Below are 26,397 nucleotides of genomic sequence, written 5' to 3' on the forward strand. Positions count from 1 at the left end.
TCCGAGACCAGAGACTGACCTGTCGGTCACGCGCATCGGTGAATCGCGCGGTCGTCGCCGATTTCGGAGAGTATGCGGGCACCGGTCAGTTGTCCGAGTCCGGGAAAGCTGGTGATGGTCGCGGCTTCGGGATGCCGTTCGAACTGTGTGGTGGTGGCTTCGGCCAGGTCGGCGGACGTGGTGCAGGCGGCGTCGAACTGGATCAGTAGGGCGGTGAGCTGGGTGCCCGTCGCCGTTTCGACCGGCTGCGGTTGGTGCAGGCTGGCGTTGCGAAAGACGTCGATCAGCCGGTCGACGTCACGGTCGATGCAGCGTTGCGTCCGGCCTTGATGAGCAGGCGGCGCATTGGGCGCGCGTGAGCCGCGCTGCGAGCGTCGGGGTGGGTACGGCGGACAGGACCGTTCGGCCGCGTCGCACCGGGCCAAACCGCCGCTGGGCAGGTCGGCGAACGTAACGAGTGCGGCGGGGTAGTAATCATTGAGCAGGTCGCGGATCTGATTGCCGAGTTGTACGGCGCGGCCAGACGGCGTCTTGTTGCGCGCGAGCGAGTAGGCGATTTGCTTGGGCGAGTTCGCTGTCGTCGGGGTAGTGGTCGGTGCGCCTCGATGTCGGTGCGCAGAATGTTGGCGAGCAGGGCTGCATCGGTTGCGTCGGCTTTCGCGCCGGACACCGCGTGCCGGGTGCGGTACCGGGAGGCGGCCAGCGGGTTGATCGGGTAGACCTTCCGGCCGGTCGCGTGCAGCGCCGCGACCCACACCCCGCGATCGGTTTCGCTGGCGACTGGGATCGTGTCGGTGGCGGTGTCTCCGGCCTCGGCGAGCAGGGCCAGCAGTTGGGTGAAGCCGGCCGCGTCGTTGTCGACACGGCGTCGCGCTGTGACGCGTCCGTCTGCGTCGACAATCGCGATGTTGTGATGATTGGTGGCCCAGTCGATTCCGCAGTACTGTCGCACTTGTACTCCCTTCTGTCGGTGATGTGCGCACGAGCCTGGTGTGGGGTCACGCAGTCCCTAATCGCGGGACTCAAGGTCCGTCATCTCACTAGCCGGTGACTCCACCGCGTCGCAGGACCTCATGCTGCCGTAGAGCTCAAAGCTCGGGAACGTCGGTGGGAGGTGCATCCTGCGGGGGGACTCGAGCAACCGCATCCCATCACTGGTTGGCGTGCCCAGCCGCCAGGCGCGTCGGTCTCCCCTCAGATGTCGAACGTCAAGAGATGTCGGGCGTCACCTTGCGGTGTGGGCACTCGAGGAACGGGGTGCATCGCGACGTTCACTGCGTTCCCTGGTATCCGATTAGGAAGGCGTGGAAGTGCACGCACTGCACAAGTAGGGCTGGACACCCCCCCGTGAAGACCCATTCGAACCGTTCGTCGACTACGTCACCGGGCTGGCCGAGGATCCGCGCCTGTGCGCCCGCACCCTGGTCGACGAGCTCGAGGAGCTCGGGTACCGGCTGTCTGGTCGGCTCCCTGGCACCGGTGATGCCCCAGCCGTATCTGGTCGACGGCCCCGGCCGGGTCAGCCGGCCACTCGGCGGTGTAAGGAGGATGTGGCGGCCCGACTCCGGATGGCCACCGTCTGCCATCCGAGTCGGGCGGGTAACCGCGAGCTTCGTCGGCAACGTGAAAGCACTACGGCGTTTCGGTGGCGATCTGCCCACCCAAAGCTGGGAACCGCAATGGGGTGGTCGAGAAGACCAATCCATATTTCTGCCTGGGCGGTGGTGGCGCACCCTGTCCGACGACGTCACCATCGAACAGGCCCAGCAACGAGTGGACGAATTCTGTCGGCGCCGGGCGACACCCGGATGCGGGGCCACCGAGGGCAAGGCCTCGTGGCGACCTGGGCGGCCACCGAAATACTGACCGCGCTGCCGGCCACTCCGTATCCGGCGATTCAAACCGAACCTCGGACGGCATGGCGGCAGACGCTGGTGTCCTACCGCGGCAATCGGTACTCGGTGCCACGGAGCTGGCAACGGCGCAGTTCATCGTCATCATCGACCGCCCCGCCTGGCCCCGGACGGCGCCGGGGTGATCGTCCGCGATCACGGTCATGTCTACGCGCTCGAGCAGGTAGCCAATGGCGGCCGTCGGCAACGCCGGGCGCCCACACCGCCGGAAGGAACGGATCCCACCCGGACCCGAGGCGATCGCCGCCGCGGACGCATTGCGCCGCACCACCACCGGAACCACCGCTGGGACCTCCACCACGACATCGAGCGAGGTCGAACCGTCGGTCGCAACGGCCTCGAACGGTCATCGATCTGTCCGTCAATCCACCGCGCCGGTGGGCGGAGAACCCGACGTGGGTGCTGCCGCGCCCACTCACGGTTCCGGAGTCGAGGTCAGGACAGCTGAACCAGGGTTTCGCCTTCCTTGGTCGCGGTGACCGTAGCGCGGACCCCTGTCGGCACATCCACCAGGCTGGCCCTCCGCTGCGTCGTGGCGGAGACGATCAGATCTCCGTCCTGGGAGCAAAACTCCCACTCGTTCCCGTTGACCTGCAAGCCATCGTTGTTGGGTAACCCGATCCCCACAGCAGGACCCAGCAGTGCGAACGGCAAAGACTGAACTCCCGCGGCTAACAGCTGCCGATTGGCCTCGGGTCTAGCCCAAATCAGCCGGGTGTCGGAGAAGACCTCGTGAAGGTTGGGCCTACTGTCCGCGATCGCAGTCAGGGTCTCTGGCCACAGTCCGAACACGACCGTGATGGGAAGCCTGTCGAGCATCGCAAGGAAACGGCGGGAGTCCCAACTATGCTGCTCCGCTGGAACGTACGTCGCGCCGATCTCGCGAAAGGCGCGGATGAACGGGCTGGTCCAAGGGAGTTCGTGGTTGGGCGTTGTGCACAGGATGTAGTCATCGGAGGTGACGCCCGCGCGCCTTAGAAGTCGCAGAGCCCACTGGAAGTCTCGTTCAGCGTCATCCCAGCCCACCTCGTACTCGTATGCCTCACCGCTGAAGTCAGTAACGACTATGCCGTAAATGGGGGCTGCGGGGATTTTGCGGATCGCCTCAACCATTGAACGCCGACTCATTGCTTCACCACTCTCGGGAACTTGGCCACACTTGAACTGAACTTGAGAATCTCGTCGACGGTCATCAAAGTGACGTCCACTCCAACCCGGAGTCTCTGCTCGAGAAGGGATATAACCCGCGCACCCAGGTCGTCAATATCGGCGGTTCGCTCCGGCGCATAACCGACGCGCAGCTTGAGTCGATCCATCTTCGATGCATACTGCACGATCTGGAACATCCCGTCGCTGGTTTCGCTCAGGGTCTCGATGACTGCCCAGATGTCGCTGACAACAACGGCTCGTCCGTCAATCATAGTCTGGTCGCCCATTCGCCCGATTACCCACATCCGAGCCTGGTGCCGGCCGAGCGACGATTCCTTCTTGGTTCTGCGGACGAGATCACCTGACCGAAATCTGATGTATGGCGCGACTCGATTGTCGAAATCAGTCGTCACCAGTTCACCAATTTCGTCGTCCCCGACTTCATGATGAGTCACAGGGTCGATCACCTCAGGAAGAATCGTGTCCTCCCAGAGGTAGAACCCGTCCTGATCCGTGCCTTCCCACGCCAGACCGCAGTCGCCGGCGCTCGTGAACGTGGCGATCTCGACACCCCAGTCCTCAGTGATCTTCCGCCGGAGTACTGCGCCGAGTGGCTGACCGGAGAAGGACACGTACTTGAGCGACGAGAGCATCTCCCGTAGGTCGTAGCGATCCTCAAGAGCCTCGAACTCGAGAATCAGAGGCATCGGCAGCAGCATGTACGCCACGTTGTGACGCTTGATCACGTTCAGGACCCGTTCACCGTTCCCGATCCACGTGTCCACAAAGATCGGAACCAGACCCATGGCGTTGTAGAGCGTGTCCCAGTAGTTCTTGAATGTCCCGGCCGGGACGATAATGCGATCGCTGGGTCGCAAACCCCACTCCCACTGGTCACGAAGGCACGCAGCCGGGATGGGTGGAATCTCGTCCCAGATCTCCGCCACCGGCTCAGGCTCGCCCGTAGTACCCGAAGTTGTGATGACAGAGGTAAGTTCAGACGGATCGACGCACAGGAGCCCGCCGAACGGATCACCAGTTCGTGCGCGAAACGCGCGAATGTCGTCTTTCGTCATCAGGGGCAGCTTCTCGACGAAGTCGCGAACGGATTTGATGTCATCCGGCGTGATGCCGCTAGCTCCCCAAAACTCGCGGTAGAAGGCTGAACGATCCCAGGCATACTGGACCAACTCCAGGATCTTCTGTTCCTGGTTCGATTCAATCGCAGCACGCGACGCCAGCTCTACCGCTGGCTCCAGCAGTGCGCCGCCTTCATGCCGCCGAGCGCTCACCCTGCCTTCGATGAGTGGGCTAGGTTGTGCTGTCAAGATTAACTCCGTCCGTGGGTGCTTAAAGGTCGCGCGCTTCGTCCAACGCACGCGGAGCGGCGACCCAAACGTAGCGTAGTGTGACGCAAGCAACGATTCAATAAGCTTAAGTATCTATCGGATAACGCGTTCGGGCGGCCCCCCGTCGAAGGTTGTTCGAAGGGCTAGAAACCGGTCCCATGGGTCTTGTAGCCCCCAATGAGATCTCGTGTAGTGGACCCGAGAGCTACTGTTGGGCAGGCAGAGTCAGTTTCATAACTGATCAGTGAGAGTCAGTTGCCAGGCCACTGCGAATCGGGCCGCCGGTCCGTGGTGACCTATCGGAACTCTGAACATCTACGGCGATCAGAATCTGTTCAGATCCCTCGGGTGCCGGCCTCGGAGGAGCGATCGCGCGCCCATAATCCCCAACTGGAGGATCTGGGTACAGCCTCCGCGTCCGTGACGTGAGCCAACTCCGGGGTATGTGCTTCGGCGAGTCGCGTGAGCGTCTGTCGAGTGTCTGGCAGCAGGACGTTGAGAACAGATCTAGTTCATGACTAGCCAGACGGTATGGGTTAGCGCGTTGAGCGGGGGAGCGGGCAGGTCCCTACTCACCCATGTCATGTTTGTAGTTGCCGACCGGGAACGTCCCCTGCTCGGTCCTTCCGGCATAGGTTGCAGGCCCGGTGTGCACTCAGCGTATGGGCGTGGGACCGGACGTGCACGGGCTTTCGTCGCGACCGGGGTTCTCGGCGGCGTTATGGTGTCGATGCCGTCCTCGACCGTGCACGATGTTGTTCGTTGCCGACTCAACCGGCGCTCGCCCGGGGACATCCGCACCGGAGAAGTAGTACTAAGTCCTGCAACGCCGCGATGGTGCTGTTGGTGTGCGGCGAGTTGTCGTGAAGCGTGGCTTGGCATTCGCCACCATGTATATGCGCCGAGCTGGCGACAACCCATAAGACGAATAGATCTGCTAGTTATGGGAACGCACCACCCGACCTCACTGTGCTTGCGGCACAGCTGCCGGTCATTGGCGAGCCCTAGGTGTAGTTCCCAGGGAGGTTGTGAACGGCGTGGCAGCGTGAAGTAGGCGAGGACCTCCGGTATCGGTGTGGTTACCACACACGCACCGACCACCAGAGGTCCTCATGACACACGCTAATGCTTACCTGTCCCGACGAGGTCGATCGGCCCTCGCCCGCACCGTCGTCGACGACGGATGGCCACTACGCAGAGCCGCCGAACGATTCCACTGCTCCCCGGCGACGGCGAAGAAGTGGGCCGATCGCTACCGGGCCGGCGGTGAGGCCGCGATGGCGGATCATTCGTCCCGCCCACACACCTGCCCACACCGCACCCCGCCGCGGACCGAACGACGGATCATCGGCCTGCGGTTCACTCGCCGATGGGGACCCCACCGCATCGCCTACCACCTGCACCTGGCCAGGTCCACCGTCGAGGCGGTCCTGCACCGCTACCGGATGCCTCGGCTCGCCCACCTCGACCGGGCCACCGGACTACCGGTCCGCCGCCCACCGGCAGTGCGATATGAGCACACAAGGCCTGGTGACCTCGTCCACGTCGACATCAAGAAACTCGGTCGGATCCCCGACGGGGGCGGGCACCGCACACTGGGCCGCGCCGCCGGGCGCCGCAACCGCTCCGGAGTGGGCTACTCGTACCTACACCACGCGGTCGACGATCATTCCCGGCTCGCGTATTCGGAGATCCTCGGCGACGAGAAGAAGGAGACCGCCGCCGCGTTCTGGGAACGGGCGAGGGAGTTCTTCGCAGCCCACCACATCACGGTGACGCGGGTGTTGACGGACAATGGCTCCTGCTACCGCTCAAGGGTTTTCGCGGATGCACTCGGGCCGGCGGTCACCCACAAACGAACCAGGCCATACCGGCCACAGACCAACGGCAAGGTCGAACGCTTCAATCGGACCCTCGCCGCCGAGTGGGCGTACGCGGACACCTATCTCAGCGATGCGGCCCGCTCGGCGACCTACCAAGCCTGGTTGCATCACTACAATCATCACCGACCCCACGCCGGGATCGGCGGACAGTCACCCATCGACCGCGTCCGCGTTCACAACGTCCCTAGGAATTACACCTAGGGCGCTCCCGAAGCGAGTATTCAACTGTGTCGGACTGATCCGAAGCAGAATGCTGCGGCGGTCGAAGGCATGCAGCTGACAACAGCGGCCCGAGCGGTCTAGTGAGCCCACTTCCACCGCACAAACACCGTTCCGAAACGTTGGGCATCTAGCCGGCGGTACGACCGCCGTCGATCAAATAGCACTGCCCAATGATGTGGGTCGATTCATCCGATGCGAGAAAGAGTGCCAGCGAGGCGACTTCCTCCGGCCGACCCAGTCGCTTCTCCGGTGAACGGGATTGAAGCTCCTCCATAAGCTCGTCTGAGATGCCGTCGAGTATGGGGGTCTGGATGGTCCCAGGGGCGATCGCGTTCACGCGGATTCCCTTGTCTGCGTACTCGTACCCGGCTTGCCTCGTCATCATCACCACACCGCCCTTCGCGATGACGTATCCGGAGGACCCCGGGGTGGCTCGAAATCCGGCGGTTGATGCGGTGTTTACGACCGTTCCACCGCCGCTATCGAGCATGAGGCGGATTCCGGACTGAAGCACCATGAAAGCACCGCGGACGTTTACAGCGTGTGCTCTATCGAATGCCTCGATCGGGTACTCGTGAAGCGGCACTCCGCTCAAGCCACCGATGCCGGCGTTGTTCGCCAAGATGTCGAGGCCCCCGAATCGCTCTCGGGCCGCCTCCTCCAGGCGCTGAACCTGTTCCTGGTCGCTTACATCGCAGAAGATGGGACTGATCGCGTCCGACTGAGATGCGGTTTCTTTGACACCATCGCTAATGTCAGCCGCGAGAACTTCAGCGCCTTCTGCCGCGAATCGCAACGCGATGGCGCGTCCGATACCAGAACCGGCACCGGTAACGATCGCAGACTTTCCTGCGAGTCGGCCTCCCATGTTGAGCTCCCTTCATTTTCAGGTGGCGTCTGGATTGATAGTTGTGGACGCCTAACGGCGATGACCTGCCGAAGCGGTTCGACAGTCTGTCGACTGGAGTTGATGCCGGAGCAGGATTCGTCGACTCACAGATCAGCGAGTCGCGTCTGCCTCCGTTCTCCTTCGAGCTATTCCTACTGCTTCGGTAGATTCTCGCGAACTGGAATACGCGCTCTGTGCCGCCGTGTCAGTTACCTCAGGCCAATGTTCAAGAATCGACTCGGGTGTCTGGTTGCGGTCGTAATATCCCGCGTTTGTGAAAGGAGTCACCATGCCAACCCGACCCGACCCGACATCAAAATTGGCGCCCGTTGTGGGGCACTGCTCGCTGCACAGTAGGGCAACGAGAGGGGACACCAGACTGGTGGGTGACTCCATTCGCATCTTTTCCGCCCATTCTTCGCTCACGTAAGACTCGGCCATTGGCGTAAACGCGGCTGGACTAATGGAATTAACCATGATCCCGAAGGGCTTGCCGTCGAGTGCGGCCGAACGCATCATGCCGAATATCCCGCCTTTAGTGGCCGAGTAGCTGATGGAGTTGTTCCCGCCTAGCAAACCGTGGCCTGAAGTGGTCATTACGATTCGCCCATACTCCTGGGCGGCCATTATTGGCCACGCCGCTCGTGTCACGTAGAATGTGCCGTCCAGTCCGACTTTGCGTACCAACTCGTACTCTTCGATTTCTACATCCAGAAAGCTGGAATACCGACCAATAGCGGCATTGTTGACAAGGATGTCGACGCCTCCGCATTGCTCTTCGGTGAAATCGACCAGGCCTTTGGCTCCGGTTGGTGTCGAGATATCGTGGTCGCTCGCGATAGATAATCCGCCGGCGTCTCGAATGGAGTCTGCAGCTTCGCCGGAGTTCGTCACGTCATTGACGACCACAATCGCACCGCGTGCGGCCAGGATTTCCGCATAGGATCGTCCCAGTCCTCGGCCGGCGCCGGTAACGATCGCGACGCGGCCGCTGAAATTGATGTTTCGCAACGGTCTCTCCCTAGGAGGTTCTGCAGGTAGTCAAGATAGAATCGCCCGGGAGTGAACCATTCGACTCGCCGGCGTGCAATAACGGAATATTTTTGGTTCCCCGCGGTTTACAGACTTTCGAGGGCGGTCACTGGTGTGAAGAAAGCCAATCTCGGAAGCTTGTGCCGATATCGATCCCGAATGCGGCGGCGTGTTCAGGTCGAGCTGGGTAGCCGACAGCGTCGAGCCAAATTTGCATGCCGGACCAGTACCTGTGGCCCAACCGCTCCTCGATTTTTTCTGGTGACGCCGAATAGGACTTAGTCCGAACCCCTGTGACGTCGCCGCAGGTGTTGGCAATCTCAGCAAAGCTCAGTGCGGTGGAGGAAAGCTCGATTTCCGCCTTCGCAAAGCGGGCGGGGTCGGCGACAACAGTGGCAGCTGCTTTGCCGAAGTCGTCACCCGAGACCATCGCCAGGGTCGTGGTAATTCCACAGGCTACGACGATCTCGCCATTGCTCAGGAAGGGAAACATGTGAGCGACCTTGGGCGCCACGAAGTTCTCCATGAAGAATGCTGGCTTCAGAATGGTCCAGACTGGGAACCCGGCGCTGCGCACGGCGTCCTCGACCGCCTCCTTACTGTCCCAATAGGCATCTGTCCCGCCAGAATTTGCTTCCGGATGAGACCTTCGCCAGCCCGTTCCGGATACTGAACTGTGCACGAAGTGCGCGACCCTCGTGTCTCTCGCAGCCATGATCAAGTTGTTCGCTTGGTCTCGCTCGGAGGTGGGGTTGGCTGGACTCGGGGCGAGCTGCACTGAGAAGACGGCGTCGTGTCCCGCACATGCTGCCCGAAGCGAGGAGCTGTCCTCGAGGTCGCCCTTAATCAGACGTACTCCGGACTTCTCGAGTTCCACGGCAGCTTCAAAACCAGGGTCGCGGACAAGAGCTGACACGGACGCGCCCTCGCGGCTGAGATTACGAGCAACGGACCCGCCCTGCATCCCGGTTGCGCCGGTCACAAGGACCGACCGATTCTTAAGTTCACTAAGATCTACTGTCACAATGACTCCTTCGTAATTTGGCTGTGCCGCAATCTTGGCGTCTGAGTGAGCCATGATTTCTGACTCGACCCGTGTGCCCCAACAGTAGTTCGTCGCGCGGGACAGGTGAGTCCTCCTGGGGCAGATGTTTCCTCGCGCGGGTGACGGCCGCAGGTTTGACGTGAACCTAGATACTTTACAGCGTAACGTAAAGGGTTCATCCTGTGAAGGTACCGTTCGAGACCCCTCATGGAGAACTGATGACGCACACGACCGCCACCGCGGAGATGACATCTGAACAGCGCGCCGACTACCTCGATCGACTCGACGGCGAGACATTGCCAGCGCTGATGCGCTCCACGTGGACCTGGGACGATCGCGCTCTGCGGCGACAGCTCAGCAAGATCCTGGTCGGTCTCGCTGCGGTACGCGAACTACGCACTGGAATCGTCGACGGCCCGGCCTCCGTGATCGAAGCCGCAGAGTGCGGTGTACTGGCAACCGCTGGCGAGTTCATCGCCGAGGTCCTCGGTCCTCGCCTGCTTGCAGATACCGGGAACCCCTTTCGTGGTCCGTTCTTGCCGCTGGTGTCGGCGACGGGTGGACTGGTCTATCAGGCAGAGCAGGCGCTGAACGCGATCTCTGTTGAAGTCACAGGTCATGTGATCGAGCGCAACGAGTCTCTGTCGACCATCCTGCCCGAAACCGCCTGGGCTGAGAATTCTTCGTCGGCAAGGGGGCTCGCGCAGGTCGCATACTCGGCTGGCTTCACACTGTCGTCGACCGACTACTTCGCTTCGGCAGGGCTTGCCGCCCAGGCGTACTCCTTGGTGTCCGCATCCAACGGCGATTGTGCCGACCTCAGAAAGGCAACTCTGGCTGTTGCCGAGGAGTCCGGGTCGTGGGATCCGGCGCTCGTTCGCGCCCGCGCGTCTTCAGATGGCGACTCCTGGAGGATCTCCGGCGAGAAGTGGTTTGTCCCCAGCGCCCTGGGGGCAGACACGATTCTCACGATCGCACGCACGGTTGGTGGCCCGTCTCTGTACCTCGTCGAAGCCTCAGCCCCGGGAGTGAGCATCAATTCGCTCGCAACACTTGATGCTGGTCGGCCTTTGGCCCGGGTCGGCTTCGACGAAACGCCCGCGGTGATGATCGGCAGGGAAGGTGCCGTCGGACAGGTCATGAACAGCATTGTGGACCGGGCGACAACCGCCCTGGCTGCCGAGCAGGTGGGACTGGTGGATCGTGGCCTGATGACGTTGTCGCAGTTGCCTCCGTCGTGTGGTGACAGCGAAGCGTGGCGCCGGTACACCCGCGAGATTGCTGCGATGGAAGTTCTGCGATGGAGTGCAACTGCTCTGTTGCTCCGAGCGATTAAGCTCCAGGGAGACAACAGGATCGCCGAGAGCTCGGTTGCTTCCGCGATGGCGCACATCGGATGTTCTTCGGCGGCTCGTAGTATGTTCCGGCGGCTTCAGACGGCCGGCTCCAGCGAGTTCGACCCGGCGGTCGCCCAAGCAATCGGCCTGCGCGTTCAGACGACAGACCTGCTTCTCGGGGGCCCGACCGCGGCGCACGAGAGGCTCCTTGAACGCCTCGGAAGCTAATGCGTGTGGTGATGGCGGCACGGGCCTGTACTCGTCGTCTCCGGGGTGCGGGCGGGGCGGTGAGTACACTATCGCTGTGAATTCGAACGAGCGTTCATCTTCCTCGCGCGCTACGAAGGACGCGGTTCGGCGCGGCAAAGGACGCCCGCCGTCATTGACCGAGGATCAGATCGTCGATGCAGCCCTGACGATTATTCGAGCGGACGGGCTCGATGCGCTCTCGATGCGGCGCCTGTCTCGCGAGCTCGGACGCTCCCAAATGGCTGCTTACTCTCATGTTACCGACAAGCAGGAGCTTCTTGACCTCGTCGCTCGGCGAACCCTCGAGGAGGTTCGCATCCCCACTGCGGACGATGGGCCGTGGGACACTCGGCTCCGGCTGCTGATCGAGAGGAGCGATGCGCAGCTGCGCCGACATCCTGGGATCGCCAGCCTTTTACTCCAGCGCATGTTGTACTCCGATTGGAGGTTGGTCGACGCGCTGATGGCGATCCTGCTGGAGGCGGGGCTGGAAAAGAGGCAGGTCGTTCTGACGTACGCGATGATCCACACCTATCTGTTCGGGCGTTACCAGGTGGCGTTGGACGTCGTGCCACAACCCGAAGACCAGGTGGGGGTACCGCCGACGGTGGCGCAGATCATGCCGTACCTCGACGAGTTGCGGGGCGCCGACTACTTCAGTTTCGGTATCGATACCTTGATTGACGGAATCCGAGCCCGCGCTGCTAAGCCCAGCTGAAAGCGGAGACCGGCTGCGCAGAAGGATCCTCCCAAACGCCTCGCCCTTTCCGATGCGAGGCGGCAATCGAGTGAATGCCACCAGCACCTGATGGGCTGGCATGTGTGAACCGAGGCCTTCCTGATCCCAGGACTGCGATGACCTTGACGCAGGGAGACGAAGCCGAGCGCGATGTCCTAAAAGGTTTGCCGTGCCCACCGTGCCCCTTGCCGGATACGGTACTCGGCGCGGCTGGTGGGAGGTACCGCTGCGGTCACGCCTGGCTCCCGGCAGCTTGATCGACATCGGCTGTCGGCTACCGGTGGGTCCGGCCCGCGGGGAAGTCATCTTGGGTCTCCGGCTTTGTGAGCTGCGAAAACTCGGTTTCTACTTTACACTGTAACGTGACGTGGTGCACACTACTATCAGATAAAGTATCTATCTATATGCGGTCCGACCGGCTTGGAATGCCGGTTGGCCCAGTTGGTGAAGGTCAGTCATCACCTTCGCCGAGATCTGGAGGAACGCTGATGCCGCTACAAGACGTCGCCGTGGTGGGGATCTATGCCACTGAGCAGTCTCGGGCACTCCCGCACCGCACGTCGCTGGAACTTGCACAAGAAGCTGTCTTTGGTGCGATCGCGGACGCGGGCCTGAAGCCATCAGACGTCGACGGAGTCGCCGCGGAATGGCCGGGTGCGGGGGGGCGCCCGGGGGAGGGCTCTTCGTGGGCTCGCGCCCTCGGTGGCTCCGTTCGGTGGATTGCCGATTCGCTGCTCGACACGTCCGGCGTGCGGGGTGTCCTCAAGGCGGCCGCAGCGATCAACGCCGGCCTGTGTGACGTCGCGGTGGTCGGCGGAGGCATGGCGGGGATGTTCGGGCCGGGCGCAACCGTCAGCGCAGGAGTCGAGCCGGGGGAGTTCACCGACGTCTGGGGGGCCTACGTCGTCCCTCTCTTCGCCCTGGTTGCGGCCGAGCACATGCATCGTTTCGGAACCACGCCCGAGCAGCTCGCTAGTGTGTCCGCGACAATCCGGAACAATGGTCACACGAACCCGGAGGCGATCATGTTCGGACGGGGACCGTACACCGTTGACGATGTTCTGGCCTCGCCCATGGTGGCTTCGCCCTTGCACCGGCTCGACGTGTGCCTCTCCGGCGAAGGAGGTGCCGCAGTCGTGCTGACATCGATGGCACGTGCGCGGGATCTTCCACACATACCGGTGTCTGTACTTGGTGGGTCCATGGAAGCCATCGGGGGACCGTATTTCACGCCTCCCTCCTACGGTGCGGTAGGCAGGCTGGGCGCCGCCGCCGCCGAGCGTGCCTTCGCCATCGCCGACCGGAGCCGTGATGACGTCGACGTCCTGAGTCTCTACGACCCAAATTCGTTTGAGATCATTCGGCAGCTCGAGGTGCTGGGGTACTGCCCTGAGGGCGAGGGCGGCCGCTACGTAACCTCCGAGTCGATCGGAATCGTCGGACCTCGTCCGGTAAATCCCGACGGGGGATGCCTCTCGTACGCTTGGAATGGCACTCAACAGATGACACTCAAAGTGATCGAGTGTGTGCGGCAGATCAGGGGTACCGCGGTGCATCAAGTTCAGGGCGTCGAGACCGCACTGGCAGCGAACGCTGGTTCAGCTGCCGGTCACTACGAGCTCGCCATCCTCGGAAAGGGACCGCGTTGAGAAGCCTTGCTGCAGTGCCTACCGCTTGGTCGGCGGAGTTCTGGGAAGCCGCGCGGGACCACCGCTTCGTGACTCCACGATGCAACCGGACCGGTCGGTACTTCTTCCCGCCCGAACGATGTGTACCTGGAACAGACTCGACGGACTGGTCCTACGCCGAATGCCGTGGTACTGGGACGGTCACCACGTTCACCGTGGTGCACAGACCCCTTTCCGCCGACTTTGAGACGCCATATGTCCTTGGCGTCGTCACAGGCGCCGAAGGCTGGACGTACCTCACCAATATCGTCGGGTGCCCACCAGAAGCCATCAGTATTGGCACGCAGGTGCGAGTTGTCTTCCACGACGTCGAGGGCGCGTCGCTTCCGATGTTCACGCCCGTCGAGCCCATAGGAGAGTGACATGGTCTATCAACCGACGATCTCCGACATCTGCCGGGAGAACGGTCGCAGCTACCCCGCGACCGAGGCTGTTGTCGACGGGGCCACCAGATTCACCTGGCAGCAGTTCGATCTACGGGTCGATCGTGTGGCACACGTGCTGGCGCAGTCGGGTGTCTCGCACGGCGACCGCATTCTCTGGTTGGCGCAGGGGTCGTTCCGTTTCCTCGAGTTGTTGACCGCTGCGGGGCGGCTAGGAGCAATGATCTGCCCCGTCAACTGGCGTCAGCCGGCTGAAGAGATGGCGTTCGTCATCAACGACCTCAAGCCGTCGGTTGTCGTTTGGCAAGAGGAAGAGATCGGCGAGGCAGTAAAGGCCGCTTGGCAGACTGCGCAGTTCGACGCGACCTGGATTCAACACGACGGCACCGGACCGGATGGCTATGAGGCGAGAGTCGCTGCAGCGCCGTCTATTCCAGCTCCGCGTGCAAATGTTACCCCCGACGATGCACTGCTGGTGATCTACACCGCCGCAACCACTGAGCGCCCGCGCGGTTCAATACTCAGTCACCGCAACCTCATTACAATGGCACTGCTGACCGGTGAGGTCACGGGTGCCGAACACGATTCGATATTTCTGAACTCGGGTCCGCTGTTCCACACCGCCAACTTCCAACTCGAATCGCTGCCGGTATACATACGGGGGGGGACCAACGTCTACACCCCCCGGGTCGACGCCGACAGTATCCTGCGAATTCTCGCCGACGAAAACGTGACCTCCGCCTTCCTCATGCCCCCCACCATCGCGGAGATAAAACAACTCAACAAAGAGGCGCAACGCGACATCTCCAATCTGAGAGCCGGTGCGTTCGGAGCGATGTGGGGCGACGACCTGCCTGCCGACACCTCACGATGGGGACAGCGCCCTGGCGGCTACGGCCAGACAGAGCTGACCGGTTTGGCCCTCCTGAAAGCAATCGGACCGGATTGCATCGGCAACGCGGGTAGACCCTTCCCGGGGACACAAGTGAAAATTGTGGACCCTGCAGGGGCGGTGGTACCGGACGGCGAGATTGGGGAGATCGCGATTCGTGGGGACACCGTCCACAGTGGGTACTGGGACCGCCCGGAGACGAATGCTGCACGGTTCCTCGACGGCGGATGGTGGCGAACGACAGATGCCGGCCGGCGGGAATCCGACGGATCCGTGTCCTTTCTGGGCACGATGGTCCGGGTAATCAAGTCCGCGGCCGAGAACATCTACCCACCGGAGGTCGAGGGTTGTCTGAAAACCCATCCCGCCGTGAAGACAGCCGCAATCATTGGCGTACCTGACCCCGTTTTCGTTCAGTCCGTCAAGGCAATCGTCGTCTTGGAAAACGGTGAGTCGGTATCTGAAGGCGAGCTGCGGGAGTACTGCAGGACACGCATAGCCTCCTACAAGAAACCCAAGTTTGTGGAGTTTGTCGAGTCGATCCCGACGGTCGGCGGTGCCATCGACTACGACGCGCTCGATACCGCATTTGGGGGCGGCGGTTACCCGGGCGAGTCCGACATTACGAAGGTCAAGGTCTGATCTGCGGCGCTCGTATTGGATCCATTTTTCGGATATTTGTTGGCGTGCTTCAAATTCTGCCTATCTGGTACCGAAGTATTGCGGTTAGCTAACTACTATTTAGCGAGGTCAAGAATGGGGATGAAGGGTGTCTCCGAATTCGGTTGTGGATGAGCTCCGTATAGCACTTATGCCAAACTTGGCTAGTTCGTGGGCGGGAACACCCTGTCGGAGAATCCACGGGATTCCCAGCGGCATAGGAAACTTTGTGCTGTGCTGTGCTGTGCTGCGTCAGGAATCATATGTTCATGCGATGCAACGCAATTCGTATACTCCCCGACCATCTCTTGCGTAGGCGGTTCGCGTCGGCCGATCAAACCGATTGACTTGTTCGGCGCGGATTCCGCGATTCGCGATGTACCCCGTTGCGTGTGTCTCGAGCTGGCCGCAAAAAATTCAACACCGTATGCCAAAGTGTCACGTGCCCAATGAATTGCTTGACGTACCCGTGTTCATATAGTTGAATAATTTGAGATTCACATCACAGGCCCGCATGCGCGTGGCGAAAATTCTTTTCACCTCCGTTGCGGATCGTCTCAGACGACTGCTGATGTCCAGGACAGGAGCGAACGAATGAAGCAATCAGACGGAGGGCCGGTGCACTCATCGCAGCGTACCCGGGTTCACGATAACATCGCCGAGCGTCTCGAAAATCTGCCGGCCCGCGGTAGATCGAGGATGGTGATTGTGGTCGCTGCCCTAGCCGTATTCTTTGATATTGGTGACGGTGCCTCGCTTGGGCTTGTCGCTCCGACGTTGCGGCATGCTATTGGGCTGACCACCACCATGTTCGCTCTCACGATGTCGGCAACCTTTATCGGGTCCTTCCTTGGCGCTTCTATCGGTGGCTATTTGTCGGACAGATTTGGTCGAATTCGTTTCTTCCGTCTGGCATTGGCGATCACGACGCTCTTCACTCTGGCGCAATCTGTCATCCAAACGCCGGTTGAACTGGTCGTTCTTCGCTTCCTTGCGGGCATCGGAATCGGATCGCTATTCGTTGTCGCGTTGATCTATCTAGTTGAGATGAGCCCACCCTCTCGAAGGACTGCGCGCACAGCGATTGTGGCAGGCATTGGTGTGGGAGGCTCGGCGGTTTTCGCAACATTGGCTCGACTCATCATTCCAGTGGGGCCCGAGGGCTGGCGTCTCGTGTTTTGTATCAGCGCCCTGGCGATCTTCTTGTACATTCCATTGCGACTGCTCCCAGAGTCCCCACTGTGGTTAGTTACGCGGGGGCGCCTGGACGATGCGGAAGCGGCAATGACTTCGCTGGAACGAAACTCGGGTGTTTCCTCAACCCAATCGCCTGCAATCGCTACCTGTGAAGAGGTTCGCACCTCGGACGCTGCGGGTTCGACTGCCACGGAATCGGTGAATGCAGAACCTGACACCGTAGATATAACTGGTGGGGAACCGGTTCGACTGACACGCGGACCCCTACTGGTCTCTCTTGTTCTGGTGTCGATGATGCTGATGTTCTATTCGACCGCGGGGCAGTCGTTCTCCATGTGGCTTCCCACGATTCTTGATGCTCGGGGATTCGACTCTTCTTTGGCGCTCACAGTAACCGCCGCGTCGTTGTACGGAGCGCCACTGGGCTGCGCAATTGTGTACCTGTCCAGTCGTTTTGTTTCGCGGTGGACGATGATGTTTGCAATGGCCGCGCTGGCCTGCATCAGTATCGTAGTCTTCTTTGCGTCAGATGCGACGTCTGTCGTAATCGTTTCTGCATTCGTTGTTATGGCGGTGAGTGGTGGTTATTCGCCACTGACCAACGTGACAGCCGGCGAGGAGTTCCCGACCCCTGTGCGAGCGAGTGGAATGGGCTTCGCTCACTCGACGACCCGAGTATCAAATGCTGTCGCTCCTTTCTGGCTTGCTATGGTCCTCAATTCGGGACTGTTTGTGCTCGGGTCGTTCCTTGTCGGCCTGTGGGTCGGAATTCTGGCCGTGGTGTCCGCGCTGAGGGCTCGCCACATCGCAGCGCAACGGCGCGCGTCGAAACAGCAAGATATCGATACGCTTTCAACTGTCGCTGGGAGCGGCAAGCCGCTCAACTAGGGCCGCACCATATTCTCTGGACGCAACACCTGCTGACCGAATCGGTGAGGATCTCTATCTTGAAGGTGCTGGTCATATCCCGGCGGATACTTACGCACCGGCACGAGCCATGGAGCCCGATGCTTGGAAGATGGCCCAATTCAAAGATGAACCAGCCGATATAGATCACACTGGAAGGATTTACTGAACATGACGACCCCTACCCGCGCGTTCGCCGAGCGATATGTGGAGTTCACCAATGCTGGCCAATACAACCGGCTCGCATCCTTGTTCGCAGAAGATGCAGTCTTTCTCGCTCCGAAGGGGCGCGAGCTGCGAGGACGGGAACAGATTAGCTCGTTTTACGAGGATTTCCTGCCCTCCATCAAGTCCAGACTCCGACTCGCCAGCTTCGTCGAGCAGGGCGACATGTGCGTCTACGAGTTGGATGCGCAGATCAACGACGAGACCGAGTACTTTTTGAGTGCCATCGACCACGCGACGCTCGACGGCGACGGTTTGGTCAAACGTTTCGTCGTGTACACGCGGGAGACAGGGCGATAGCCGGCGCCTTCCACCGGAGTGGTCGGGCGTGCTGTGTCCCGTGCGCGGTCTGCGAACCGGCTTTGCGATGGAGTGGTGGCGGTTGGTGAGCGCGGACTGTTGAGTACGGACGAGCGCTGAACCGAGAAACACCGGCCGAAGGGACGGACTGACCGGAGCGATACAGCGGTTGCTGAACTTTTACAGATGTTTCGGTAATAGGGTGTGTCGTTGCGCATGATTCGCACCGTGCTGCTTGATCATTGATGAATGGCAGGGAAGGAAACCGGTTCCGGCGAGGAGTCCGACGCCCGGAAAGTCAAGCAGCGCGGCGGTCGCCGTGATCTCGACGCGTTGCGTGACCGGCGGATGCAGGCCGCGGAGATGTTCGCCGCAGGACAACGACAGATCGATGTCGCGGTCGAGTTGGAAGTCTCCCAGCAGACCGCCTCACGCTGGCATCGACAGTGGATCGAAGGAGGCAACGAGGCATTGGAAGGTGCCGGTCGCGCGGGACGCCGGCCCCGGCTCGATGACGCCCAGATCGCCGCGATCCGAGAGGAATTACTCAAAGGACCCCAGGCTCACGGCTTCGCGACCGGAGTGTGGACCCTGGGCAGGGTCGCGATCGTGATCGAGCGGCTCACCAACGTGACCTACGGACCCACCCAGACCTGGACGATCCTGCGGACCAGGCTGGGCTGGAGCCGGCAACGTCCCGCACGGCGGGCAGTCGAACGCGACGAGGACGCCATCGTCGCCTGGCGCGAGAACGAGTGGCCGCGGATAAAAAAATAGCGCGGCGCCAAGGTGCATGGATCTGCTTCCAGGACGAAAGCGGTGTGTCGCTGCTCCCGGTGGTCCGAGCAACCTGGGCGCCGAAAGGCGTGACACCTGTGCTGCATCACCGATTCTCCTGGAAACGCATGTCCATGGCCGGAGTCCTGGCCTATCGACACGACCGCAGTCGCAGCGCATTCGTGTTCTCCATGACCGATGGCGCCTACAACACCGACAAGCTCATCGAGTTCCTCACCGAACTACGCGCCCATTTCGCCGGCGCGAAGGTCATCGTGATCTGGGACGGGCTCATGGCCCACCGATCCAAGGCGATGACCGCGTGGCTGGCCACCCAACGCGACTGGCTCCACGTCGAACGCCCCTGCGTATGCCCCCCAGCTCAATCCCATCGAACAAGTCTGGGGCAACATGAAATCCACCGAACTCGCCAACCTCTGCCCCGATACCCTCGACGAGGTCCGCATCGCGACCGAGTCCGACCTGACTCGGATAGGCTCGAGCTACGACCTGTGTCACAGCTTCCTCGACCACACCGGACTTTCCTTATGACCAGTTCTCACTCAATTACCGAAACATCCTTAATGCCGGGCGAGTGCTGTCGACGTGCCTCGACTCTGCGCTTGCGTGCGGGCGGGAGGGAAACGGCAGTGACGAGGTGACGCCGGCGACGTTCTGGGCGGGTCGCGGTAACAGTGCAACCGTTGATCACGAAGTTGATCTTGTGCGGATACTGATACTGATCGGAACGGCCCTCGGACTCGGTGCGGGCCTGGTGTGTACCGGCCTGTTCGCCTGGTGGTTGTCGTACCCGGTGCGCTTCTCCGTGGGGTACGTGGGTGAACCGTTCGGCGCCGGGCGCATGGGATCGGTGAACCCCATCCCGTTTCTCGCGGCCGGCCTGATTCTCAGCGCGGTCCTCGGGGCAGCCTCGGGTTTCGTCGTCGCGCACCGCGGATGGCGGTTGGCACGGCACAACGCCTGATCCCCAGTCGTCCTCGGCGCTTCGATGTGCACTGCGACTGGGATTTCGGGGGTCGCCGAGCACAGGTGATCGGAACTGTGCACAGTCGTCGATTCCTCCCTGCCGGGCCAGTGATGGATTCGCTGTTGGGAATTCGGGGAAAGCGGAGGGCCAGGGTCGGTGCTCGACCGGTCGGGACATCCGATCCAGGTTCTGCGGGTTGAGAACCCAGCCCGCGGAACCGTCCCCTACTCCGGTCGTTGGACTTGTTGATGGGCGGTGAGCAGCAGATGATCGAACCAGGCGCGCAGCCCGGTGTCGGGTTCGCACTCGGAGAGGCCGATGACGAGCTGTTCGGCGAGCGTGCGGAGCCGGGTGTTGGTCTCCTGCGAGCGCCAGGTCAGGACGTCGAACGCGCGGTCGGCGGGAATGCCGTAGACCAGCATCAGCGCACCCTTGGCCTGCTCGATCACCGCCGGGGACTGCGCGAGTGCGGCGACCGCCTCGTCGACCGACTCCTTCACATCACTGCGGTACGAGTCGGTGATGTCGATGTAGAACCCGGTCGTCCCGATCACGGCACCGGTGTCATCGTGCAGACGGTCGCCGGCGACCACCACCTGGTGGACCTTGCCGGCGGTGTCGATGATGCGGTGCTTGCTGCTGAACGGTTCGGCAGCGTTGATCATCCGATCGAAGACCCCGGCCACGCGCGGGTGGTCCTCGGGATGTTTATGGGAGAGCAACATTTCGGTGGTCGGCGTCACCTCGCCGGGCGAATACCCGTGCATCCGGGCGACGGCGTCGGACCACTCCCACCGCTGCCCGTCCAGGAGGAACCGGAAGCTGCCCACCCGCTGCGGCTCGCCGCCACCGAACACCTGCTCTGAATTCACGCCCCATTTCTAGCGCATCGGTAACCGGAGAGTTGCAGGGGTGGTGCGGCCGTGGCGCACCGACCGGCGACGGCGCGCCCCTACAGGCCCGTTTCGGGTCCGGTGACCACAAGGGACTCAGCGGATTCCGCCCGCGCGCGGTCCACCTGCCGCGTTTCGGAATGGTCCATCCGCTCGAGATGTGCCTTGATCCATTCGGTGGTGTTCACCGGGGGCCGCATCGTCTCGGGTGTGGTGATTCCATTGCCGGAATCGATCATGAGGTGGTCCGTCCTTTGTGTTCCGGGTCGGGGCGTAGGGAGGCCAGGCGATGCCAGTGCTCGATGGCGACGGCCCGCGCACCGACGAGGTCGTCGGTCGGCGATAACCAGGTCCCGTGGTCGGGGATTTCGCTGAACGCTTCGACGAAGTGGAGGAGATCGAGATGGTGCCGGGTCGCGACGTCGAGGAGTTCGTCGAACGCCTGATCCTCGGTGCAGTGGCGGGCCTGCATCACGAGGTGTTGCGCCGCCTCGAGCCGGGCGCGGAAACCCGACCCGGGCCGCGATGAGCCGGCCGGCATGGCCGTCATCAGAACCGAGACCACGACGTGTGGTGACCGGCAGAAAACCTGCTGACGAAGCCTTTCGGGGTAAGTCGTGCACTGATCCCGCCCCCACGCCGCGGCAGAAGGATGAGCGGGACGATGTTCACATTCACAAGTACTGCCATTCCGATGCAACGGTCGGTCGAGGTGTCTGGCTGAACGGGGGAGCCTGGCCGGCACCGCGTCCCGGCGCCCCTGACGATGTGTGTATCCGAGGTACCCGGCCGCGACCGGAACAGTCCTGCGCAACTGCAGCAGGACCGAACCGGCTGTCGGTCAGCGTTTCCCGTTGGCTGTCAGGTCGGTGCGGCGCTTGGCCTTTTCCGTGTCGGCGAGTTTCTCCACGCGGTCGGCGCGGGCGCGTTTGCCCGCCGCCTCGTCCTGCTTGTCCGCGGCGTCCTTCAGTTGGGCCTTGGCCGGTGCTGCCGCCGCCTTCTCCGCTTCCCGGAGTTTGGTCTGCTCGGCACGGTGCTCGGCCTCCGCGGCCTGGGTGCGTTGCGCGGCAACTTGATCGGCGTTCTTCTTCGCGACCTGTGTGCGTTGCTCGGCGTCCCGTTCGGCGGCGTGTTTGCGCTCGTCCTCACGCCGGCGGGCCTGTTCGACGTCGCGTTGCTTCGTCTCCCGCGCTGCTACCTGCTCCTGGTGGACCTGTTTGCGCTTGGTTTCCAGCTCGGTGTCCGCCGCGGCCTCGGTGCGTGCCGCCTCCTGCTCGAGTTCCGCCGCCCGGGCCAGTGCGTCGCTGCGCTCGGTGAGTGCGTCGCCGCGCCGCTCGGTGTCACGGTCGCCGAGTGCACTGCCGACGGCGCCGTCGAGCACCCCGAGGGTGCGTTCGTACATCAGCCGGGCCGGTGATTCGGCGGCCAGCCGGGACATCACCTGGTCTTCGACGAGTTGCAGAGGAATACGCAGGATCGTGTACTGCAACCGCAAGATGGTGACGGGGACGGTGAGGATGTTCATGGATTCTCCGATGATTCGTGGGGAGTGGATCAGGACAGGCCGGCGTCGCCGGTGAGACCCTCGGCGGCGCGCCGGGCTCGTTCCGCCTCGTCGCGGGCGGCGTTCGCGTCCCGGACAGCCCGCCGGTGTTCGTCGGTGGCGTCGACGGCTTCGTCGGCGGCGGCGGCCGTCTTCGCTCGTTCGGCGGTCTCCGCTCGGGCCGCTTCGTCGCGGGCGTCGGCCGCCGCGCGGGACTGCTCCTGCGCGACCTGGCGGTGCTGGTGCTGCTCCGCTGCCTGGTGCTCGGCGTGCTGCCGGTTGCGGGCTGCTTCTTCGGCGGCCGCGGTCTCGGCGCCGATCGCGGCGCGTTCCTCGGCACTGGCGCGGCGCACCTGGCTGAGTTCCTCTGCGGCCTGCGAGGTTTCCGCCCTGGCCACCGCCTCGGCACTGTTCGCCTCTTTACGTTGTTGCGCCTGCGCCTGTTGCAGCTGTCCTTCGGTGGCCAGTGAGTCGTTGCCGGTCACGGCCCCGGCCACTTCCTTCACCTTCCCCTTGACCGAGTCGAGGAGGCCCTTGCGTGCTTGTCCGGACGTGTCCTGCTCATTCATGAGAATGTTCTCCTGGTATTCGGGCGGGCGACGGTACCGCCACCCGCATGTGCGGTGACTAGTTGATGCCGACGACTTCTTGCGCGAAGGCGGCGAGGCGGGTCTGCGCTGCCGATAGGAAGAACCCTTCTTATCGGGCAGTCAGGCTGCGGCGCAGCGCAACCCGGGCGCCGATCGCGGTGAGCAGCCCGACGGTCGCAACCGTGAGCGAGGTAGTGGCGGCCACGGCACCCGACAACACGGTGAGCGCCGCGAGGTCGAGGACACGCCGGACGCCGGGTAGCTCGACCAGGGGCGGGTGCGCCCCGGCCGGGACGGGTGGACGGGTATCGACGCTGCTCGGCGGTGGACCTGAGTGGTCAATATGGTTGAGGGAGAATGTGTCTGACAAGATTTGGCCCAACTATCGGCGACACCGATCCCGCGGATCGGGTGCGGAGACGTGTCACAGATTCGATCGACAACGAACGTGACGCGGGGATCCGGCAAACACGCCGCCGGAACCCCCCGCGCTGGCGAGAAGAGTTAGACGCCGGTATGCCGATCGGTGTCCGTGTAGTGCTCGCGGCTGCCGGACTTCGCAATGCCCCGGCTGACGATGTAGGCGATCGTCAGAATGACGATGTAGAACCAGGCGCGGTCCGCCCGGAAATAGTCCTCGTGCCCGTCGGTCGTCTGCACCAGATACGAGGCGATGAGGACTCCGATGACGGCGGCGATGTAGACGAAGAACTCGGTGGTCTTGAACGCGGCCTTCGTCTCGGTGCTGCGGCGCGGATCGAGCTGCGCGCGCGGGCCGGGAGTGACGGCTCCGGTGGTGGTGTGGGCGGCAGGATTAGTGGAGGTCATGGATGACTCCTTCAATGGGGTGCCCGACCTTGCAGATTCGGGTCACCAGGTACGTCTCCTCGAATGAGGTGAACGTTGGTGAGCGCGACCCTCTGCTGGAGCGAACCCATACCCCGCAAGTATACCCATTAGTAACTACAGTGCAAGTGTACGGTGTAGTTAGGGCTGCATAAGCCGCGACCCGGCGTGGACGCGGCTCCTATGGTCCGTCCCACCTCAAGGAGGCAGCGATGAGTGCGCGCACGGACCCCGCCGAGTCGACCACCACCACGGGCCGTACCCGGACGAGGACCCGCCTGACCCGTTTGACCACCGAGCAGGTGCTGGTCACCGCCCTCGAGATCGTCGACCGCGAGGGCGTCGACGCCCTGTCGATGCGCAAATTGGCGCAGGCACTCGAGCGGGACGCGATGAGCCTGTACCGGTACGCGGCGAACAAGGCGGCGCTCCTCGACGGTGTCGTCGACCTGGTGCTCCGGGAACTCGTCATCGACCCGGACGCGCAGGACTGGACACAGGAACTGCGGCTACTGGCGCACCGCTACCGAGGCCTCGCACTCGCGCACCCCAATGTCGTTCCGCTGCTGGTGACCCGCCCCCGCGCGACACCGCTGGGCCTACGACCCCCGGGCACGCTGCGCCCGCTCGAGGACTTCCTCGAACTGCTCATTCGGGCCGGCTTCTCCGCGCCGAATGCGTTGCGCTCCTACCGGCTGTTCTTCGGGTTCCTGCAGGGGCACATTCTCGACGAGCTCCAGGAACTGATCGAGGACCCCGACGAGTCGGAGGATGTTCTCCGCCTCGGACTGCACCGCCTGCCGCGCAGCAAGTTCCCCCGGTTACGCTCCCTCGCTTCCGAACTCGCCGACTACGACGGTGCGCAACTTCTCGACGAGGGCCTCGACATCACCATCGGCGGCCTCGAGACCCTCTACCAGACCGCTGCCTCCGCAACCGGCACATGAACGCGCGCTTGCGGTCCGTCCATGCTCGCCCGCATCCCAGGTAACGATCGGAGCGAGCGCGGACAAGCCGGGCCATCCTCACCGTGTCGCTGCGCGGCGTCGTCTGGGCTGTGTGGTGGTGCCCGGGGGCCGGGCACTCTCGGAGTATGGGATCGAACGCAGGCCGCCCCACCAGCTCGTCGGCCCCACCAGCTCGTCGGCCGCAGCTCTCGGCGGTCGGCTGGTGCAATTGGTTGATGACCGCGACGCCGCCCGGTTCTCGTGCGAGGTATCCCAGCTGTGCACCGAACGGCACCCCGTCGGAGGCCGGCCGGAATTCGGCGATGTGCTCGCGTGGGTCGTCGATGCGATTGTCGGCGTGATCATCGCGCGCCTGGGCGCCGCGGGTCCGGGGGAGAGGTTCATCCTCGACCTCCGCTTCACGGACGGGCGGTACGTCGACGTCGACAACTTGCCGGCATCGGCGCGGTGGGTGCTGCGGACGGTGTCGGCCTTTTTCGCCGAGGATCACGCCGAGGTGGAGTGGTCGCTCACCGCCGCCGAACAGCAATTCGACCTCACCATGCGGGCGGAAACCCTGGCCGACGCGATCATCTGGCTCGACTTCGTTCTCGATGTCGACCTTCCCGACCCACCCGACGTCAGCACCGCATAAGGAGGGTTTCCTGGTCGGGAAGCGGTTCCTGCGGGGGTCTCGGTCCAGGTTGAGTCTTTATTGCGTGGGGCCGCCGGTCAGTCCTGCGCCCCGGGCTGGGTGTCGGGGTGCTCGTGTGCGGTCAGGAGCAGGTGGTCGAACCGGGCGCGAAACGACTCGGGGAGAGTCGCCGCGGCGGTAAGGGCGCTAATGAAGCGTTCGGCGAGGGTGTGAAGTTTGATGTTGGTCTCCTGTGAGCGCCAGGTGAGGATGCCGAAGGCCCGTTCCGAGGAGATGCCGTAGACGAGCATGAGTGCACCCTTGGCCTGCTCGATCACCGCCCGCGATTGTTCGAGTCCGGCGACCGCCTCGGTGAGCGCCGCGTTGAATTCGCGGAGGTCGGTCTCCAACGCTTCGGTGACGTCGATGTAATACCCGGATGTGCCGATGACCTTGTCGTTCTCGTCGAGCATGCGATCGCCGACCACGATGACGTGGTGGATGCGGCGGTCGGTGTCGATGATGCGGTGCTTGCTGCTGAACGGCTCACCGGCGTGGATCATCTTGTCGAAGAGTGCAGCGACCGGTGCTTGGTCGTCTGGATGTTTGTGGGACAGCAGAAGTTCGGTGGTGGGGGTGACCTCGCCTGGTTGGTAGCCGTGCATGCGGGCGACGGGGTCGGACCATTCCCAGCGCTGGCCGTCGAGGTAGAACCGGAAACTTCCGCCCTGTGGGGGCGCATTCGAACCGAGGAGCTCATCACTGTCCACAGCTGCACCCGCCGCCCTCGCGGCTCACCCACCTCGCCTCGGATCCCACCGCCACAGTATGCCGAGCACTCGATCGGAGTGCGCAGAAATTGTCCACACCGCTGCATCCGACGATGTCAGTACGCCGGAAGAGCAGGGTTTCCCTCGGTGACGGCCACGGTCGCCGCGCGCACTCCCCGGCAGGACGGGTACCCGAACCCCGACGGGGAAACACCCTCCCGTCCGCCACTTTTCAAATTTGTTGCTATGTGCAACGCAATATGGTTGGTGCCATTGTCCTGGGGGTGACAGCGACGCCGGGCTCGCACGTGTGTTGGTGGGTTGCCGGGGCTTCCTTGACCCCGCCGGGGG

Annotated in this window: 28 protein-coding genes and 2 pseudogenes; 15 read left to right on the forward strand and 15 right to left on the reverse strand. The window is 62.8% G+C overall.

Annotated elements, in window-relative coordinates; translation table 11 throughout:
• Positions 1 to 283 precede the first annotated feature (283 nt).
• Entirely contained in the window at positions 284 to 952 is a 669-nt protein-coding gene (locus tag ACFVJ3_RS31675; protein ID WP_378455834.1) for a transposase, read from the reverse strand.
• A 319-nt stretch (positions 953 to 1,271) separates the two neighbouring features.
• Positions 1,272 to 1,586 carry a hypothetical protein gene (locus tag ACFVJ3_RS31680; RefSeq protein ID WP_378455835.1) on the reverse strand — a complete coding sequence of 105 codons (315 nt, stop codon included), beginning with the start codon at positions 1,584 to 1,586 and terminating at the stop codon, positions 1,272 to 1,274.
• A gap of 222 nt (positions 1,587 to 1,808) precedes the next feature.
• Here ACFVJ3_RS31680 and ACFVJ3_RS31685 point away from each other — a divergent pair.
• Positions 1,809 to 1,931, forward strand: a pseudogene (locus ACFVJ3_RS31685) (hypothetical protein); the annotation flags it as partial.
• Between the two features lie 417 nt (positions 1,932 to 2,348).
• On the opposite strand, the gene ACFVJ3_RS31690 reads toward ACFVJ3_RS31685, so the two are convergent.
• Together ACFVJ3_RS31690 and ACFVJ3_RS31695 are read right to left on the reverse strand one after the other, a co-directional pair.
• The gene (locus tag ACFVJ3_RS31690) at positions 2,349 to 3,026 is read right to left on the reverse strand and encodes a hypothetical protein (protein ID WP_378455876.1); all 678 of its coding nucleotides are present in this window, start codon (positions 3,024 to 3,026) and stop codon (positions 2,349 to 2,351) included.
• Between the two features lie 11 nt (positions 3,027 to 3,037).
• Positions 3,038 to 4,390 (reverse strand): phenylacetate--CoA ligase family protein, encoded by a 1,353-nt coding sequence (locus tag ACFVJ3_RS31695; protein WP_378455836.1) that lies wholly within the window; start codon positions 4,388 to 4,390, stop codon positions 3,038 to 3,040.
• 1,133 nt (positions 4,391 to 5,523) lie between these two features.
• On the opposite strand from ACFVJ3_RS31695, the gene ACFVJ3_RS31700 reads away from it, so the two are divergent.
• Positions 5,524 to 6,495 (forward strand): IS481 family transposase, encoded by a 972-nt coding sequence (locus ACFVJ3_RS31700; protein ID WP_378455837.1) that lies wholly within the window; start codon positions 5,524 to 5,526, stop codon positions 6,493 to 6,495.
• A 148-nt stretch (positions 6,496 to 6,643) separates the two neighbouring features.
• On the opposite strand, the gene ACFVJ3_RS31705 is transcribed toward ACFVJ3_RS31700, so the two are convergent.
• The 3 genes from ACFVJ3_RS31705 to ACFVJ3_RS31715 all read right to left on the reverse strand — a co-directional run bounded on the left by ACFVJ3_RS31705 (position 6,644) and on the right by ACFVJ3_RS31715 (position 9,461).
• Positions 6,644 to 7,384: an SDR family NAD(P)-dependent oxidoreductase gene (locus ACFVJ3_RS31705; protein WP_378455838.1), complete on the reverse strand. Its 741-nt coding sequence runs from the start codon at positions 7,382 to 7,384 to the stop codon at positions 6,644 to 6,646.
• 132 nt (positions 7,385 to 7,516) lie between these two features.
• On the reverse strand, positions 7,517 to 8,416 hold the full coding sequence (locus ACFVJ3_RS31710; protein WP_378455839.1) for an SDR family NAD(P)-dependent oxidoreductase: 900 nt from the start codon (positions 8,414 to 8,416) through the stop codon (positions 7,517 to 7,519).
• A 127-nt stretch (positions 8,417 to 8,543) separates the two neighbouring features.
• Positions 8,544 to 9,461 carry an NmrA family NAD(P)-binding protein gene (locus tag ACFVJ3_RS31715; protein ID WP_378455840.1) on the reverse strand — a complete coding sequence of 306 codons (918 nt, stop codon included), beginning with the start codon at positions 9,459 to 9,461 and terminating at the stop codon, positions 8,544 to 8,546.
• Positions 9,462 to 9,700: 239 nt separating this feature from the next.
• Between ACFVJ3_RS31715 and ACFVJ3_RS31720 the strand changes: the two genes are divergently transcribed.
• The 11 genes and pseudogenes from ACFVJ3_RS31720 to ACFVJ3_RS31770 all read left to right on the forward strand — a co-directional run bounded on the left by ACFVJ3_RS31720 (position 9,701) and on the right by ACFVJ3_RS31770 (position 19,820).
• Positions 9,701 to 11,047, forward strand: a complete 1,347-nt coding sequence (locus ACFVJ3_RS31720) for an acyl-CoA dehydrogenase family protein (protein WP_378455841.1) — start codon at positions 9,701 to 9,703, stop codon at positions 11,045 to 11,047.
• Between the two features lie 76 nt (positions 11,048 to 11,123).
• A complete protein-coding gene (locus ACFVJ3_RS31725; RefSeq protein WP_378455842.1) occupies positions 11,124 to 11,786 on the forward strand; it encodes a TetR/AcrR family transcriptional regulator C-terminal domain-containing protein in 663 nt (220 codons plus the stop codon).
• A gap of 509 nt (positions 11,787 to 12,295) precedes the next feature.
• Complete coding sequence (locus ACFVJ3_RS31730; protein WP_378455843.1) at positions 12,296 to 13,456, forward strand: thiolase family protein; 1,161 nt, start codon at positions 12,296 to 12,298, stop codon at positions 13,454 to 13,456.
• A 14-nt stretch (positions 13,457 to 13,470) separates the two neighbouring features.
• Entirely contained in the window at positions 13,471 to 13,857 is a 387-nt protein-coding gene (locus tag ACFVJ3_RS31735; protein ID WP_378455874.1) for a Zn-ribbon domain-containing OB-fold protein, read from the forward strand.
• Between the two features lies 1 nt (position 13,858).
• Positions 13,859 to 15,412 (forward strand): AMP-binding protein, encoded by a 1,554-nt coding sequence (locus ACFVJ3_RS31740; RefSeq protein WP_378455844.1) that lies wholly within the window; start codon positions 13,859 to 13,861, stop codon positions 15,410 to 15,412.
• A 612-nt stretch (positions 15,413 to 16,024) separates the two neighbouring features.
• On the forward strand, positions 16,025 to 17,515 hold the full coding sequence (locus tag ACFVJ3_RS31745) for an MFS transporter (RefSeq protein ID WP_378455845.1): 1,491 nt from the start codon (positions 16,025 to 16,027) through the stop codon (positions 17,513 to 17,515).
• A gap of 189 nt (positions 17,516 to 17,704) precedes the next feature.
• Positions 17,705 to 18,058 (forward strand): YybH family protein, encoded by a 354-nt coding sequence (locus ACFVJ3_RS31750; RefSeq protein ID WP_378455846.1) that lies wholly within the window; start codon positions 17,705 to 17,707, stop codon positions 18,056 to 18,058.
• A gap of 249 nt (positions 18,059 to 18,307) precedes the next feature.
• Positions 18,308 to 18,835 (forward strand): winged helix-turn-helix domain-containing protein, encoded by a 528-nt coding sequence (locus ACFVJ3_RS31755; RefSeq protein ID WP_378455847.1) that lies wholly within the window; start codon positions 18,308 to 18,310, stop codon positions 18,833 to 18,835.
• A pseudogene (locus ACFVJ3_RS31760) lies at positions 18,814 to 19,179 on the forward strand (transposase); the annotation flags it as partial. The gene ACFVJ3_RS31755 and the pseudogene ACFVJ3_RS31760, both read left to right, overlap by 22 nt.
• A 67-nt stretch (positions 19,180 to 19,246) precedes the next feature.
• On the forward strand, positions 19,247 to 19,387 hold the full coding sequence (locus tag ACFVJ3_RS31765; RefSeq protein WP_378455877.1) for a hypothetical protein: 141 nt from the start codon (positions 19,247 to 19,249) through the stop codon (positions 19,385 to 19,387).
• A 172-nt stretch (positions 19,388 to 19,559) separates the two neighbouring features.
• A complete protein-coding gene (locus ACFVJ3_RS31770) occupies positions 19,560 to 19,820 on the forward strand; it encodes a hypothetical protein (RefSeq protein ID WP_378455848.1) in 261 nt (86 codons plus the stop codon).
• 227 nt (positions 19,821 to 20,047) lie between these two features.
• Here ACFVJ3_RS31770 and ACFVJ3_RS31775 read toward each other — a convergent pair whose 3' ends face one another.
• The 7 genes from ACFVJ3_RS31775 to ACFVJ3_RS31805 all read right to left on the reverse strand — a co-directional run bounded on the left by ACFVJ3_RS31775 (position 20,048) and on the right by ACFVJ3_RS31805 (position 23,677).
• Positions 20,048 to 20,695 (reverse strand): PAS and ANTAR domain-containing protein, encoded by a 648-nt coding sequence (locus ACFVJ3_RS31775; RefSeq protein WP_378455849.1) that lies wholly within the window; start codon positions 20,693 to 20,695, stop codon positions 20,048 to 20,050.
• A gap of 80 nt (positions 20,696 to 20,775) precedes the next feature.
• Positions 20,776 to 20,955, reverse strand: a complete 180-nt coding sequence (locus ACFVJ3_RS31780) for a hypothetical protein (protein WP_378455850.1) — start codon at positions 20,953 to 20,955, stop codon at positions 20,776 to 20,778.
• Complete coding sequence (locus ACFVJ3_RS31785) at positions 20,952 to 21,257, reverse strand: ANTAR domain-containing protein (protein WP_378455851.1); 306 nt, start codon at positions 21,255 to 21,257, stop codon at positions 20,952 to 20,954. The genes ACFVJ3_RS31780 and ACFVJ3_RS31785 overlap by 4 nt, the downstream gene beginning before the upstream one ends.
• A 300-nt stretch (positions 21,258 to 21,557) precedes the next feature.
• Complete coding sequence (locus ACFVJ3_RS31790) at positions 21,558 to 22,241, reverse strand: IF2 family translation initiation factor (RefSeq protein WP_378455852.1); 684 nt, start codon at positions 22,239 to 22,241, stop codon at positions 21,558 to 21,560.
• A 29-nt stretch (positions 22,242 to 22,270) separates the two neighbouring features.
• Positions 22,271 to 22,828, reverse strand: a complete 558-nt coding sequence (locus ACFVJ3_RS31795) for a CsbD family protein (protein ID WP_378455853.1) — start codon at positions 22,826 to 22,828, stop codon at positions 22,271 to 22,273.
• A 130-nt stretch (positions 22,829 to 22,958) separates the two neighbouring features.
• Positions 22,959 to 23,219, reverse strand: a complete 261-nt coding sequence (locus ACFVJ3_RS31800) for a hypothetical protein (protein WP_378455854.1) — start codon at positions 23,217 to 23,219, stop codon at positions 22,959 to 22,961.
• 134 nt (positions 23,220 to 23,353) lie between these two features.
• Positions 23,354 to 23,677 (reverse strand): hypothetical protein, encoded by a 324-nt coding sequence (locus ACFVJ3_RS31805; RefSeq protein WP_378455855.1) that lies wholly within the window; start codon positions 23,675 to 23,677, stop codon positions 23,354 to 23,356.
• A 230-nt stretch (positions 23,678 to 23,907) separates the two neighbouring features.
• On the opposite strand from ACFVJ3_RS31805, the gene ACFVJ3_RS31810 reads away from it, so the two are divergent.
• Together ACFVJ3_RS31810 and ACFVJ3_RS31815 are read left to right on the forward strand one after the other, a co-directional pair.
• Complete coding sequence (locus ACFVJ3_RS31810; RefSeq protein WP_378455856.1) at positions 23,908 to 24,642, forward strand: TetR/AcrR family transcriptional regulator C-terminal domain-containing protein; 735 nt, start codon at positions 23,908 to 23,910, stop codon at positions 24,640 to 24,642.
• A gap of 112 nt (positions 24,643 to 24,754) precedes the next feature.
• Positions 24,755 to 25,297 carry a hypothetical protein gene (locus ACFVJ3_RS31815; RefSeq protein ID WP_378455857.1) on the forward strand — a complete coding sequence of 181 codons (543 nt, stop codon included), beginning with the start codon at positions 24,755 to 24,757 and terminating at the stop codon, positions 25,295 to 25,297.
• Between the two features lie 77 nt (positions 25,298 to 25,374).
• Here the strand turns inward: ACFVJ3_RS31815 and ACFVJ3_RS31820 are convergent, their stop codons facing one another.
• Positions 25,375 to 26,046, reverse strand: coding sequence for a PAS and ANTAR domain-containing protein (locus ACFVJ3_RS31820; RefSeq protein ID WP_378455858.1), 672 nt, complete (start codon positions 26,044 to 26,046; stop codon positions 25,375 to 25,377).
• Positions 26,047 to 26,397: the final 351 nt, after the last annotated feature.

The sequence above is a fragment of the Rhodococcus sp. NPDC127593 genome, assembly GCF_042671975.1.
In the GTDB taxonomy this organism is placed as follows: domain Bacteria; phylum Actinomycetota; class Actinomycetes; order Mycobacteriales; family Mycobacteriaceae; genus Rhodococcus_F.

Bases quoted from the DNA above. Each gene is read 5' to 3' on its own strand.
- ACFVJ3_RS31680 (WP_378455835.1), bottom strand. From the start codon at position 1,586: ATGGCAGACGGTGGCCATCCGGAGTCGGGCCGCCACATCCTCCTTACA.
- ACFVJ3_RS31690 (WP_378455876.1), bottom strand. From the start codon at position 3,026: ATGGTTGAGGCGATCCGCAAAATCCCCGCAGCCCCCATTTACGGCATA.
- ACFVJ3_RS31700 (WP_378455837.1), top strand. From the start codon at position 5,524: ATGACACACGCTAATGCTTACCTGTCCCGACGAGGTCGATCGGCCCTC.
- ACFVJ3_RS31705 (WP_378455838.1), bottom strand. From the start codon at position 7,384: ATGGGAGGCCGACTCGCAGGAAAGTCTGCGATCGTTACCGGTGCCGGT.
- ACFVJ3_RS31720 (WP_378455841.1), top strand. From the start codon at position 9,701: ATGACGCACACGACCGCCACCGCGGAGATGACATCTGAACAGCGCGCC.
- ACFVJ3_RS31730 (WP_378455843.1), top strand. From the start codon at position 12,296: ATGCCGCTACAAGACGTCGCCGTGGTGGGGATCTATGCCACTGAGCAG.
- ACFVJ3_RS31740 (WP_378455844.1), top strand. From the start codon at position 13,859: ATGGTCTATCAACCGACGATCTCCGACATCTGCCGGGAGAACGGTCGC.
- ACFVJ3_RS31745 (WP_378455845.1), top strand. From the start codon at position 16,025: ATGAAGCAATCAGACGGAGGGCCGGTGCACTCATCGCAGCGTACCCGG.
- ACFVJ3_RS31750 (WP_378455846.1), top strand. From the start codon at position 17,705: ATGACGACCCCTACCCGCGCGTTCGCCGAGCGATATGTGGAGTTCACC.
- ACFVJ3_RS31755 (WP_378455847.1), top strand. From the start codon at position 18,308: ATGGCAGGGAAGGAAACCGGTTCCGGCGAGGAGTCCGACGCCCGGAAA.
- ACFVJ3_RS31765 (WP_378455877.1), top strand. From the start codon at position 19,247: ATGAAATCCACCGAACTCGCCAACCTCTGCCCCGATACCCTCGACGAG.
- ACFVJ3_RS31780 (WP_378455850.1), bottom strand. From the start codon at position 20,955: ATGATCGATTCCGGCAATGGAATCACCACACCCGAGACGATGCGGCCC.
- ACFVJ3_RS31785 (WP_378455851.1), bottom strand. From the start codon at position 21,257: ATGCCGGCCGGCTCATCGCGGCCCGGGTCGGGTTTCCGCGCCCGGCTC.
- ACFVJ3_RS31790 (WP_378455852.1), bottom strand. From the start codon at position 22,241: ATGAACATCCTCACCGTCCCCGTCACCATCTTGCGGTTGCAGTACACG.
- ACFVJ3_RS31795 (WP_378455853.1), bottom strand. From the start codon at position 22,828: ATGAATGAGCAGGACACGTCCGGACAAGCACGCAAGGGCCTCCTCGAC.
- ACFVJ3_RS31805 (WP_378455855.1), bottom strand. From the start codon at position 23,677: ATGACCTCCACTAATCCTGCCGCCCACACCACCACCGGAGCCGTCACT.
- ACFVJ3_RS31810 (WP_378455856.1), top strand. From the start codon at position 23,908: ATGAGTGCGCGCACGGACCCCGCCGAGTCGACCACCACCACGGGCCGT.